14 protein-coding genes are annotated in these 12147 nt (G+C 70.4%); all 14 read left to right on the top strand.

Features of this window, described 5'->3' with window-relative positions; genetic code table 11:
* Positions 1–137: 137 nt before the first annotated feature.
* The 14 genes from ACZ63J_RS39580 (at position 138) to ACZ63J_RS39645 (ending at position 11946) form a co-directional block, all read left to right on the top strand.
* Complete coding sequence (locus tag ACZ63J_RS39580) at positions 138–1463, top strand: MFS transporter (RefSeq protein ID WP_465399341.1); 1326 nt, start codon at positions 138–140, stop codon at positions 1461–1463.
* 44 nt (positions 1464–1507) lie between these two features.
* Complete coding sequence (gene truB / locus ACZ63J_RS39585) at positions 1508–2413, top strand: tRNA pseudouridine(55) synthase TruB (protein WP_465399340.1); 906 nt, start codon at positions 1508–1510, stop codon at positions 2411–2413.
* A gap of 28 nt (positions 2414–2441) precedes the next feature.
* Positions 2442–3425, top strand: a complete 984-nt coding sequence (locus tag ACZ63J_RS39590) for a bifunctional riboflavin kinase/FAD synthetase (RefSeq protein WP_465399339.1) — start codon at positions 2442–2444, stop codon at positions 3423–3425.
* Positions 3426–3507: 82 nt separating this feature from the next.
* The gene (locus tag ACZ63J_RS39595; RefSeq protein ID WP_465309805.1) at positions 3508–3981 is read left to right on the top strand and encodes an XRE family transcriptional regulator; all 474 of its coding nucleotides are present in this window, start codon (positions 3508–3510) and stop codon (positions 3979–3981) included.
* Positions 3981–4484: an RNA 2',3'-cyclic phosphodiesterase gene (gene thpR, locus ACZ63J_RS39600; RefSeq protein ID WP_465399338.1), complete on the top strand. Its 504-nt coding sequence runs from the start codon at positions 3981–3983 to the stop codon at positions 4482–4484. The genes ACZ63J_RS39595 and thpR overlap by 1 nt, the downstream gene beginning before the upstream one ends.
* 144 nt (positions 4485–4628) lie before the next feature.
* Complete coding sequence (rpsO, locus tag ACZ63J_RS39605) at positions 4629–4898, top strand: 30S ribosomal protein S15 (RefSeq protein ID WP_003084034.1); 270 nt, start codon at positions 4629–4631, stop codon at positions 4896–4898.
* A gap of 229 nt (positions 4899–5127) precedes the next feature.
* Positions 5128–7374: a polyribonucleotide nucleotidyltransferase gene (locus tag ACZ63J_RS39610; protein WP_465309807.1), complete on the top strand. Its 2247-nt coding sequence runs from the start codon at positions 5128–5130 to the stop codon at positions 7372–7374.
* A gap of 95 nt (positions 7375–7469) precedes the next feature.
* On the top strand, positions 7470–8834 hold the full coding sequence (locus tag ACZ63J_RS39615) for a M16 family metallopeptidase (RefSeq protein WP_465399337.1): 1365 nt from the start codon (positions 7470–7472) through the stop codon (positions 8832–8834).
* Positions 8831–9571 (top strand): 4-hydroxy-tetrahydrodipicolinate reductase, encoded by a 741-nt coding sequence (gene dapB, locus ACZ63J_RS39620; protein WP_465399336.1) that lies wholly within the window; start codon positions 8831–8833, stop codon positions 9569–9571. Before ACZ63J_RS39615 ends, dapB begins: the two co-directional genes overlap by 4 nt.
* On the top strand, positions 9568–10014 hold the full coding sequence (locus ACZ63J_RS39625) for a tetratricopeptide repeat protein (protein WP_465399335.1): 447 nt from the start codon (positions 9568–9570) through the stop codon (positions 10012–10014). The genes dapB and ACZ63J_RS39625 overlap by 4 nt, the downstream gene beginning before the upstream one ends.
* 24 nt (positions 10015–10038) lie before the next feature.
* A complete protein-coding gene (locus ACZ63J_RS39630; RefSeq protein ID WP_465399334.1) occupies positions 10039–10791 on the top strand; it encodes a hypothetical protein in 753 nt (250 codons plus the stop codon).
* Between the two features lie 23 nt (positions 10792–10814).
* Positions 10815–11213 (top strand): helix-turn-helix domain-containing protein, encoded by a 399-nt coding sequence (locus ACZ63J_RS39635; protein WP_465399333.1) that lies wholly within the window; start codon positions 10815–10817, stop codon positions 11211–11213.
* A complete protein-coding gene (locus ACZ63J_RS39640) occupies positions 11207–11647 on the top strand; it encodes a DUF5753 domain-containing protein (RefSeq protein WP_465399332.1) in 441 nt (146 codons plus the stop codon). Before ACZ63J_RS39635 ends, ACZ63J_RS39640 begins: the two co-directional genes overlap by 7 nt.
* A gap of 11 nt (positions 11648–11658) precedes the next feature.
* Complete coding sequence (locus ACZ63J_RS39645; protein WP_465399331.1) at positions 11659–11946, top strand: DUF397 domain-containing protein; 288 nt, start codon at positions 11659–11661, stop codon at positions 11944–11946.
* Positions 11947–12147 lie beyond the last annotated feature (201 nt).

Genomic DNA, 12147 nt, shown 5'->3' on the forward strand with positions numbered 1-12147 from the left:
AGAACATTCAGATACAACCATGTGGTGAACGCCACCGGGATCACAGCTATGTTTCGTCGTTGCTTAGGCGCTACAAGTAGTAGGGACGGCAGCGCAGGCGTCCGCACGGAACGAACGCCGAAACCCTGGAGGAACTTGTGCCGCCCGCCACCGGCCGCGCCACCGCCCGGTCCTGGCTCATCTGGCTCGCCGCCGTCACCGTCTACCTCCTCGCGGTCTTCCACCGCACCTCCTTCGGCGTCGCCGGCCTGCAGGCGGCCGAACGCTTCGGCGTCGGCGCGGCCGCGCTCGGCACCTTCACCGTCCTGCAGGTCGGCGTGTACGCCGCGATGCAGATCCCGACCGGCGTCCTGGTCGACCGCTACGGCCCCCGCCGCGTCCTCACCGTCGCGGTGCTGGTGCTCGGCGCCGGCCAGCTCCTCCTCGGCATCGCCCACTCCTACGGCCTCGGCCTGCTCGCCCGCGGTGTGCTCGGCCTCGGCGACGCGCTCACGTTCATCAGCGTGCTTCGCCTGGTCGCAGCCCACTTCCCGGGCCGCCAGTACGCGCTGCTGACGTCGTTCACCGCGGCCGTCGGGTACATCGGCAACCTCGCCGCGACCGTCCCGCTGTCGCTGCTGCTCGACTCCGCCGGCTGGACCCCCACCTTCCTCGCGGTCGGCGCCCTCACCGTCCTCTACACCGTGGTCGTGACGCTGCGGGTCCGCGACGTCCCGGCCGGCGTGGAGCAGCCGGTCCGCGAAGCCGTCCGCCCGCGCGAGCTCGGCCACCAGGTCGCCGAAGCGTGGCGGACGCCGGGGACACGCCTGGGCTTCTGGGTGCACTTCAGCACGATGTTCGCGCCGAACGCGCTGACGCTGCTGTGGGGCGTGCCGTGGCTGGTGCAGGGCCAGGGCCAGTCGAAGGCCACCGCGAGCGCGCTGCTCACCGTGTTCGTCTTCGGCTCGATGGCGGGCGGTCCGCTGCTCGGCGGCCTGATCGGCCGCCGTCCGTCGCTGCGGATGCCGCTGGTCGGCGGGTACATCGGCGGGGCCGCGCTGCTCTGGGCGGTGCTGCTGAGCTGGCCCGGCCGGGTGCCGGTGGCCGTGCTGGTGCCCGCGTTCGCGTTCCTCGCCCTCGGCGGCCCGGCGTCGATGATCGGCTTCGCGCTGGCCCGCGACTACAACCCGCTGGCCCGCGTCGGCACGGCGACCGGCGTGGTCAACGTCGGCGGCTTCGTCGCGACGACGATCGCCGCGCTCGCGGTGGGTGTCCTGCTGCAGTGGACGGGCGGCAGCTTCCGCCTCTCGCTGCTGGCGATCGTCGCGATCCTGGCGCTGGGCACCTGGCGGATGCTCACCTGGTGGCGGCGCACTCGCGCCCACCTGTTCCTGGCCGAGGCCCGCGGTGAGGAGCTCCCGGTCCGCATCACCCGCCGCCGCTGGGACGCGGCGCTGCCCGAGACGCCGATCGTCGCCGCCTGAGCGCACCTGATCGTTCCGCGAGACCCGGCCGCTAGGGTTGCCGCGTGTCGAGCCCGAAACCGCCCCGCCGCCCCGCCCCGCCACCCGGCCTGCTCATCGTCGACAAGCCCGCCGGCATGACGTCGCACGACGTCGTCGCCCGCGCCCGCCGGATCATGGGCACCCGCAAGGTCGGGCACGCCGGCACGCTCGACCCGATGGCGACCGGCGTGCTGGTGCTCGGCATCGAACGCGCCACCAAGCTCCTGGGCCACCTCGCGCTCGACCGCAAGACCTACCTCGCCACCCTGAGCCTCGGCAGCAGCACCACGACCGACGACGCCGAGGGCGAAGTCCTCTCGAGCGCGGACACCCAGGCCGTGGAAGACGACGCCATCGCGCGCGGGATCGCGAAGCTCACCGGCGACATCCAGCAGGTGCCGAGCGCGGTCAGCGCCGTCAAGATCGACGGCAAGCGCGCCTACGCCCGGGTCCGCGCCGGCGAGGACGTCGTGATCCCGCCGCGCCCGGTCACCATCTACCGCTTCGACGTCCTCGCGATCCGCCACGAGGACGACCGCGTGGAGGTCGACGCCGTCGTCGAGTGCTCGTCCGGCACCTACGTCCGCGCGCTGGCCCGCGACCTCGGCGCGGACCTCGGCGTCGGCGGCCACCTGCGGGCCCTGCGGCGCACCACGGTCGGCCCGTTCACCCTGGCCAAGGCGAGGACCCTCGACCAGCTCGAGGAGACGCCCGAGCTGAGCCTGGACCTCGACGCCGCGGTCGCCGCGGCCTTCCCGCGGCGCGACCTCGACGCCGCGACGGCCAAGGCGGTCCGCCACGGCCAGCGCATCCCGGCGGCCGGCGTCGAGGGCACCTACGGCCTCTTCGGGCCGGACGGGCGGGTGCTCGCGCTGGCGGCAGATGAACAAGGTGTGTCCCGAGCAGTGGTCGTGTTGCTGCCCGCCTAGGGTGGGCCCGGAGAGACGGGAGTGTGACGTGCTGCGGTGGCGTGGGCTGGGGGACCTTCCCGGCGGCTGGGGCCGGTGCGTGGTCACCATCGGCGTGTTCGACGGTGTGCACCGCGGGCACCAGGAGCTGGTGAACCGGACGGTCGCGGCGGCGGCCGAACGCGGGCTGCCGAGCGTCATGGTGACGTTCGACCCGCACCCGTCGGAGGTGCTGCGCCCGGGCAGCCACCCGGCGCAGCTGACCACGTTGCGGCGCAAGGCGGAGATCGTCGAGAGCCTCGGCGTCGACGTCTTCTGCGTGCTGCCGTTCACCTTGGAGCTGTCCCGGCTGCAGCCGGAGGAGTTCGTGCACGAGGTGCTGGTCGACCGGCTGCACGCGGCCGCGGTGATCGTCGGCGACAACTTCACCTTCGGCGCCAAGGCCGCGGGCGACGTCGCGCTGCTGCGCACCCTCGGCCGCCGGTTCGGGTTCGCCGCCTACGGCGCGGAACTGCAGGGCAAGGAACTGTCCGAAGAGGACCAGTCCGCCATCACCTTCTCCAGCACGTACGTCCGTTCGTGCATCGACGCCGGGGACGTGGTCGCCGCCGCCGAGGCGCTCGGCCGCCCGCACCGCCTGGAGGGCATCGTCGTCCGCGGCGACGGCCGGGGCCACGAGCTCGGTTACCCGACGGCGAACCTGTCGACGCCGCGCTTCGCCGCCGTCCCGGCCGACGGCGTCTACAGCGCCTGGTTCACCCGCTCGGCTGACCCGTCGCGCCGGCTGCGCGCGGCCGTCTCGGTGGGCACCAACCCGACGTTCTCCGGGCGCGAGCGGACGGTCGAGGCGTTCGTCCTCGACGTCGACGAGGACTTCTACGGCCAGCACGTGGCGATCGACTTCGTCACCCGGCTGCGCGACCAGGTGCGGTTCGCCGACTCGGCCGGGCTGGTCGCGCAGATCGACGAAGACGTCGTCGCGACGAGAAAGGCACTGGAGCTGCCCCCGGACGCCCCGACCGGGGGCGAATAGGGGCGTTTCGCGTTCACGCACGTGACAGCGGTGGCAAGATGCTCAGGCAGAGCGGGCGAGCGGGTTTAGGGGAGCGGAACTGGTGGAGGACCACAAGATCGTCCAGCGGAACATCGCGCTGCAGCGGGAGTGGTACGGCGAGCCGCTGGGTGACCGGGTGCGCCGCCTCGTGGTCGCGTTCGACGTTTCCCAGGCGTTCCTGGCCGAGGTCCTCGGCATCAGCGCCCCGATGCTCAGCCAGGTGATGAGCGGCCGGCGGGCCAAGATCGGCAACCCCGTCGTGCTGGCCAGGATGATCATGCTCGAGCGCAAGATCCTGGTGCCCGAGGTCGCCGCCGGCAACCGCGACGCGATGCTGGCCGCGCTCGAGGACGTCCGCGACTCCCGGCCCACCGTCGGCCGCGACAACATCCCGGTGGTCAACGACGACCAGGCCGTCCTCACCTACCTGCGCGACCTGGCCGAGGACGAAGACCTGGGCGAGGCCGCCAAGCGCCTCGACGACGACTTCCCGGCCATCGCCGACCTGCTCCGCCGGGCGGGCCACGGCGCCTGATGCCGGTCCTGTTCAGCGCGCTCGTCCCGCCCGCCGACGTCGTCGAGGCGGTCGCCGAGGCCCTGGCCGACCCGGACGACGGCCTGCGCTGGGAGCCGCCGGTGCGCTGGCACATCACGCTCGCCTACTACGGCCAGGACGACCTGGACGTCCGCGGGGCCTGGCTGGCCGGGCGCCTGGCCGGGCGGCCCGCGGTCGACGTCCGGCTGGAAAAGGCCGCGACGTTCCCCGGGGTGCTGTGGTTGACTGCCGCCGGAGCACAGCTGACGCCCCTCGCGCACGCCGCGGGGGCCGGCGCCGAAGCGAGGCCGTACCGGGCCCACCTGACGCTCGCGCGGTTCCCCCGGGAAGAACCGGGGCGCGCCGGACGTTGGACATCGGCGTTGGCCGGTTTCACCAGCCGGAGCTGGACCGCCACGCACGTCGTGCTGATGACCAGCGAGCGCGAGCCGGGCGGGAGCCGCTACCGGGTGGTTCGCTCGTTCGGGTTGGACGACGCCTGAAGGCCCTGCTCAGGGGCGCTTGCGGCCTGAATGGTAACGTCGTGACCGGGTCCGGCTGCAGTCCGTGGCGGCCGTGACCGTCTTCCCGGCGTTCATTCCGCGTCCGGGGCCGCACGGCACTGATCATTTCGAGGAGTAACACAAGTGGCGCTGTCCACCGAAGAGAAGAAGTCGATCCTGGCCGAGTACGGCGTGCACGACTCGGACACGGGATCCCCCGAGGCCCAGGTCGCGCTGCTGACCAAGCGGATCGTCGGCCTCACCGAGCACCTCAAGGCTCACAAGCACGACCACCACTCGCGTCGCGGGCTCCTGCTGCTGGTCGGCCGTCGCCGCCGGCTGCTGAACTACGTGATGAAGGTGGACATCGAGCGTTACCGTGCGCTGATCCAGCGCCTCGGCCTGCGCCGATAGCTTGAACCCGAGGGGGAGTGGCCGCCGGTCGCTCCCCCTCGGTCTAAAGAGGAAGAAACGGCGCGAGCGCGCGCGAGGGACCGTCCGCCGGTCCTCGGTAGTGGCTTCCGGGAAGAGTCCCGGGGGCTTCGATCGAAGACCGGCATCACTCCTCGAGCGTCCTCAAGCGAAACGGGTCCCAGGGTGGGAGACTCGCGCCGGACAGAGGAACCAAAGAGGAGAAACATCTATGACCGACTCCACCGGAGTCACCGTGCACGAGACCGAAGCCGTGATCGACAACGGCCGGTTCGGCACCCGCACCGTCCGCTTCGAGACGGGCCGCCTGGCCAAGCAGGCCGCCGGCGCCGTCGTGGCTTACCTCGACGAAGAGACCATGCTGCTCTCGGCGACCACGGCGTCGAAGCACCCGAAGGACCACTTCGACTTCTTCCCGCTGACCGTGGACGTCGAAGAGCGCATGTACGCCGCGGGCCGCATCCCGGGCGCGTTCTTCCGCCGCGAGGGCCGGCCCTCCACGGACGCGATCCTGACCTGCCGCCTGATCGACCGGCCGCTGCGCCCGTCGTTCACCGACGGTCTCCGCAACGAGATCCAGGTCGTCATCACCGTCCAGAGCCTCAACCCGGACGACCCGTACGACGTGCTGGCCATCAACGCCGCTTCGGCGTCGACCCAGATCGCCGGCCTGCCGTTCTCGGGCCCGGTCGGTGGCGTGCGCGTCGCCCTGATCGAGGACCAGTGGGTCGCGTTCCCGACCTGGTCGCAGCTGGAGAAGGCGACCTTCAACATGGTCGTCGCCGGTCGCATCGTCGGTGACGACGTCGCGATCATGATGGTCGAGGCCGAGGGCACCGAGCACACGCTCGACCTGATCGCCGCGGGCGGCAAGGCGCCGGACGAGGTCTCGGTCGCCGAGGGCCTCGAGGCCGCGAAGCCGTTCATCAAGGTGCTGTGCGAGGCCCAGCAGAAGCTGGCCGAGGTCGCCGCCAAGCCGACCGGCGAGTTCCCGGTCTTCCTGGCCTACGAGCAGGACGCCTTCGAGGCCGTCGCCGCGATCGCGACCGACGACCTGGCGAACGCGCTGCAGATCGCCGGCAAGCAGGCCCGTGACGCCGCGACCGACGAGGTCAAGGCCGCCGTCCTGGAGAAGGTCGGCATCGGCGAGGGCGAAGCCTTCGAGGGCCGCGAGAAGGAGATCGGCGCCGCGTTCAAGGCGCTGTCCAAGAAGGTCATGCGCAAGCGCGTCCTCACGGACAAGATCCGCATGGACGGCCGTGGCCTCACCGACATCCGGTCGCTTTCGGCCGAGGTCGCCGTGATCCCGCGGGCGCACGGCTCGGCGCTGTTCGAGCGCGGCGAGACCCAGATCCTGGGTGTCACCACGCTGAACATGCTCCGCATGGAGCAGCAGATCGACTCGCTCTCCCCGGAGACGCACAAGCGCTACTTGCACCACTACAACTTCCCGCCCTTCTCCACCGGTGAGACCGGCCGCGTCGGTTCGCCGAAGCGCCGCGAAATCGGCCACGGCATGCTCGCCGAGCGCGCCCTGGTGCCGGTGCTGCCGAAGCGGGACGAGTTCCCGTACGCGATCCGCCAGGTCTCCGAGGCGCTGGGCTCCAACGGCTCGACGTCGATGGGCTCGGTCTGCGCGTCCACGATGGGCCTGTACAACGCCGGCGTGCCGCTGAAGGCGCCGGTCGCGGGCATCGCGATGGGCCTCATCTCCGACGAGGTCGACGGCGAGACCCGCTACGTCGCGCTGACCGACATCCTCGGGGCCGAGGACGCCATGGGCGACATGGACTTCAAGGTCGCCGGCACCAAGGACATCATCACCGCCCTGCAGCTGGACACCAAGCTCGACGGCATCCCGTCGGAGGTGCTTGCTGCCGCGCTGAAGCAGGCGAAGGACGCTCGCCTCACCATCCTGGAGGTCATCGCCGAGGCGATCGACGGCCCGGACGAGATGAGCCCGTTCTCGCCGCGCGTCACCAGCGTGAAGATCCCGGTCGACAAGATCGGCGAGGTCATCGGCCCGAAGGGCAAGATGATCAACTCGATCACCGAGCAGACCGGCGCCGACATCTCCATCGAGGACGACGGCACGATCTACGTGGGCGCGGCCGACGGCCCGTCGGCGGAGGCGGCGATCGACCTGATCAACGCCATCGCCAACCCGCAGCTGCCCAAGGTCGGGGAGCGCTTCCTCGGCACCGTGGTGAAGACGGCCGCGTTCGGCGCGTTCGTCTCGCTGCTGCCGGGCAAGGACGGCCTGGTGCACATCTCCAAGCTGGGCAACGGCAAGCGGATCGCCAAGGTCGAGGACGTCGTCAACGTGGGCGACAAGCTCCGCGTCGAGATCGCCGACATCGACAACCGCGGCAAGATCAGCCTGATCGTCGTCAAGGAAGACGAGGCCCCCGCCGAGGGTGCCGCGCCCGCCGCCGACGCCGAGAAGGCCGACGCGTAGTCAGACCCGGCTAGTCCGGTTCAAGACAGTTCCGTCGAAGGCCTCCTCGTCGTTTCCGGCGAGGGGGCCTTCACGGCATCGTGAGTAAGGAACCCATGGCACGGCAGGTTTCCGGGCACGAGCAGCCCATCGGCACCACCCGCACGCTGGAGTCCACTCCGGACGGCGCGGTCGTCAAGCGCAGTGTGCTGCCCGGCGGCCTGCGCGTGATCACCGAGCACGTCCCGGCGTCCCGCTCGGCCACGGTCGGGCTGTGGGTCGGCATCGGCTCCCGCGACGAGCCGGTGGCCGTCGCCGGCGCCGCGCACTACCTCGAGCACCTGCTGTTCAAGGGCACGAAGAACCGCGACGCCACGCAGATCGCCGAGGAGATCGACGCCGTCGGCGGCGAGTTCAACGCCTTCACGGCGAAGGAGCACACCTGCTACTACGCGCAGGTGCTCGACGCCGACCTCCCGCTGGCCGTCGACCTGGTCACCGACGTCGTGTTCGAGGCGCTCTGCACCGACCGCGACATGGACATGGAACGCAGCGTCGTGCTCGAAGAGATCTCGATGCGCGACGACGACCCCGAGGACCTGCTGCACGAGACGTTCGTCAGCGCGATCCTCGGTGAGCACCCGCTCGGCCGTCCGGTGCTCGGCACCGAGAAGTCGATCATCGAGATGTCGCCCGCCGCGCTGCGGAACTTCTACAAGCGCCGCTACACGCTGCCCCGGATGGTGCTGGCGGTGGCCGGCAACGTCGACCACAGCCAGGTGCTCCGCCTGGTGCGCAAGGCTTTGCGCGGCCGCCTGGACGGCACGGCCACACCGGTCGCGCCGCGGGAGGGCCGCGCCCGGATCAAGACCCCGCCGAAGCTGGCCCTGCACACCGACGACACCGAGCAGGCGCACGTCATGCTCGGCCTGCGGTCGCTGTCGCGTCACGACGAGCGCCGTTTCGCGCTGTCGGTGCTCAACGCGGCCCTCGGCGGCGGCATGAGCTCGCGGCTGTTCCAGGAGATCCGCGAGCAGCGCGGGCTGGCGTACCAGGTGTACTCGTCCGTTGCGAGCTACTCCGACACCGGCCACATGTCCGTGTACGCGGGCTGCCAGCCGGAGAAGCTCGGCGACGTCGCGGGCGTGATCCGCGAGGTCCTCGACAAGGTCGGCGTCGACGGCCTGACCGAAGCCGAGGTGGCCCGCGCGAAGGGCCAGCTGCGCGGCGGGCTGGTGCTGGGCCTGGAGGACACGTCGTCGCGGATGTCGCGGCTCGGCAAGACCGAGCTCAACTACGCGCGTTATCTCGGTGTCGACGACACGATCGCCCGCATCGACGCCGTCACCACCGAGGACGTGTGTGCGCTCGCTCGCACTTTGTTCGCGCGGCCGGGCGGGGTCTCGGCGGCGGCGGTCGTCGGGCCGTACGCTCACGCCGACGACCTGCCCGATGACTTGCACGAGGTGATCGCTTCATGACCATCAACGTCGGTGTGCTCGGCGCCCGCGGCCGGATGGGCGCGACGGTGGTGAACGCCGTCGAGGGGGCAGGCGACATGAAGGTCGTCGCCGCTTTGGACGCGGGCGATGACTTCTCGGCGCTGGCCGAGGCCGAGGTCGTGGTCGACTTCACCCACCCCGACGCTGTGATGGACAACCTGAAGTACCTGATCTCGCACGACATCCACGCGGTGGTCGGCACGACGGGCTTCAGCGAGTCGCGGTTGGCCGAGCTGCGCGCGCTGCTGGAGCCGAAGCCGGCGCTGGGCGTGCTGATCGCGCCGAACTTCGCGCTCGGTGCGGTTCTGGCGATGCGGTTCGCGGCCCAGGCGGCCAAGTTCTACGCGTCGGCCGAGATCATCGAGCTGCACCACAACCGCAAGGCCGACGCGCCTTCGGGCACCGCCGCCCACACCGCGCGGATGATCGCCGCGGCGCGGGCCGAGGCGGGCGTGAAGCCGGGTCCGGACGCGACGACGTCGGAGCTCGACGGCGCCCGCGGCGCCTCGGTCGAGGACGTCCACGTGCACTCGGTCCGGCTGCCGGGTCTCGTGGCGCACGAGGAGATCCTGTTCGGGGGCGAGGGGGAGACCCTGACCATCCGGCACGACTCGCTCGACCGGACGTCGTTCATGCCGGGGGTGCTGCTCGGCGTGCGCACGGTGGTGGCGCGCCCCGGCCTGACGGTCGGCCTGGAGAACGTGCTCGACCTGTGAAAGCTCGTAACATCGCGCTGCTGATGACGGCGGCGCTGGTCGTCTACCTGGTCCTGCTCGCCGACCGGGCGTTCGCGCTGTTCGCGTCCGGCACCGGCGCGGGTATCGCGCTGGGCGTCGGGGTGCTGCTGCTGCCGATCCTGGGGATCTGGATCGTCGTGGTGACCTGGCGCAACGGGCTGCAGATCCAGCGTCTCTCGCGGCGGCTGGACTCCGAAGGCGAACTCCCGGACGTCTCGGACCTGCCGCGCCGGCCCTCGGGTCGTGTCGACCGCGACGCGGCCGACGCGTGGTTCCAGGACCGCCGTGCCGAGGTGGAGGCGGACCAGGAGAACTGGCGGGCGTGGTACAAGCTCGCGTACGCGTACGACATCGCGGGCGACCGGCGGCGGGCCCGCGAGACGATGAAGAAGGCCGTGGAGCTGGAAGCCGCCGATCACTGAGTCTTCCCTGGCAGACTGGGATCAGTGACGCTGCTGCTGAAGCTCGTGCTCGCGCCGCTACTGGTGGTCGGGTCGTCGCTGGCCGGCCGCCGCTGGGGGCCGGGCCTGACCGGTCTGCTGGTCGCGCTGCCGCTGGTGGCGGGCCCGATCCTGCTGATCACGTACCTGGAGCAGGGCGCGGCGTTCGTCGCACGGGCGGCGTCGGCGTCCCTGCTGGGCCTGGTGTCCCTGGCGGCGTTCGCGGTGGTGTTCGCCCGGGTGAGCCGGGCGCGCGCCTGGCCGGGCACGCTGCTGGTGGGCTGGCTGGTGTGCTTGTCCCTGGATCTCGCGCTGTCGTTCGCACCGGTCCCGGCGTGGGCGGGTCTGGGCCTGGCCTGGGCGGCGGCCTTGGCGGGTGCGCGGCTGCTGCCCCCACCGGGCGAGCCGAGACCGGTGACGCTCCCGTGGTGGGACCTGCCCGCGCGGGCCGTGGTGACGGCGGGCCTCGTCCTGGCGGTGACGGCCGCGGCCGGCCGCCTAGGTCCGGACCTGACGGGTGTCCTGGCCCCGTTCCCGACGGCGCTGAGCGTGGTGGCGGTGTTCGCCCTGGCACAGGGAGGCCCACCCGCGGCGGCCGCGACAGTGCGAGGAGTCCTGCGCGGCCTCGGAGGGTTCGCGGTGTTCTGTTTCCTGGTGGCGGTGCTGGCAGAACCGCTCGGCGGGTGGGCGTTCGGCGTTGCGGCCTGCGGGGTTCTGGTGTGGCAATTCGCTTACAGTTGTCGTTCATTCGGGAAATGACGGCGCTTCGTACCATCTCCCGCATGAAGCCGACTTCCACTTCTCCGGCTGTGAGGGCGTTGTCCGCTTCGCTGCGCGATGTGCGTGAAGCGAAGAAGTACGGGCTGCGGCAGTTGTCGCGGGCGCTGGAGATCGACCCGCAGTTGTTGTCCCAGTGGGAAAGGGGGCAGCGGGTGCCGCCGGTGGAGGAGGTGGCTCGCGTGCTCGGGTACCTGCGGGTGGACAGGGAAACCGCCAAACGAATCCTGTTCCTCGCGAAGCACGCGAAGGAACCCAACTGGCTGGACTCCGGCTCCTGGGACCTGCCCGCCGCACTTACGGCGGTCATCCAGTGCGAGCAGACCGCTTCCGCGATCACCAACTGGGCGCCGCTGGTGGTCCCGGTCTGCTGCAGACCCCTGACTACGCTCGCGCGTTGTTGAACTCATCCGGAATCGGCGTCGAGGAAGCGGATGCGCGGCTGGTGATCCGCCTGAAGCGGCAGCGGATCCTCGCCGGGCCCGAGCCCGTGCGGCTCAGGGCCGTTCTTTCCGAGCTGACGATCCGCGAAGTGGTCGGCGATGCCGACATCATGTCGGACCAGGTCGATCACCTGCTCACCATGGCCGAGCGCACCAACGTTTCGGTGCGCATCCTGCCCGCGGACGCGGGCTACCACCCGGGCAAGCTCGGCATGTTCACCTTGTACGACTTTCCTGTCGATCCCACGATCGTGGCGCTGGAGCACTATCACGCGAGCGCCTTCAGCAGCGAGTTGGCGGCTACCGCCGCCTACGTGAAGCTGGTAAAGGTTTTACTGGGCAAGGCTTTGACCGAGGACGCCTCGCAAGCCCTACTCCGCGAGGTGGCGCGATAGTCGGAGGCGATGTGTTCACTTGGCGTACGTCGAGCTACACTGGCGCATCGGGCGAGTGCGTCGAGGTCGGATTCCACTGGCGAACCTCGAGTCACACCGCGACGGAAGAGTGCGTTGGTGTTGGCTCCACCTGGCAGAAGTCGAGCTACACCGCGAAAGACGACTGCGTTGAGGTCCTGCTCGACGAATCCGTCGGCGTCCGCGACACCAAGGCCCGCCGGCTCGGCCAGCTCACCGTCACCCGCGCCGCCTGGACCGCACTCTGCTCCAAAGTCTTAGTGACTCAAAAAGTTCAGTGACTCCAACATTGCTATGACTCAATAGTCTTAGTGGCTCCAAAGTCGCTGTGGCCAAAGGCTTAGTCGTTCCAAAGTCGCTGTGGCCAAAGGCTTAGTCGTTCCAAAGTCGCTGTGGCCAAAGGCTTAGTTTCTCCGAAGTCGCTGTGGCCAAAGACTTGGTTACTCCGAAGTCTCTATGGCCTAAAAGTCTCAGTGACTCCA

It is taken from the genome of Amycolatopsis sp. NPDC104863, from assembly GCF_055582965.1.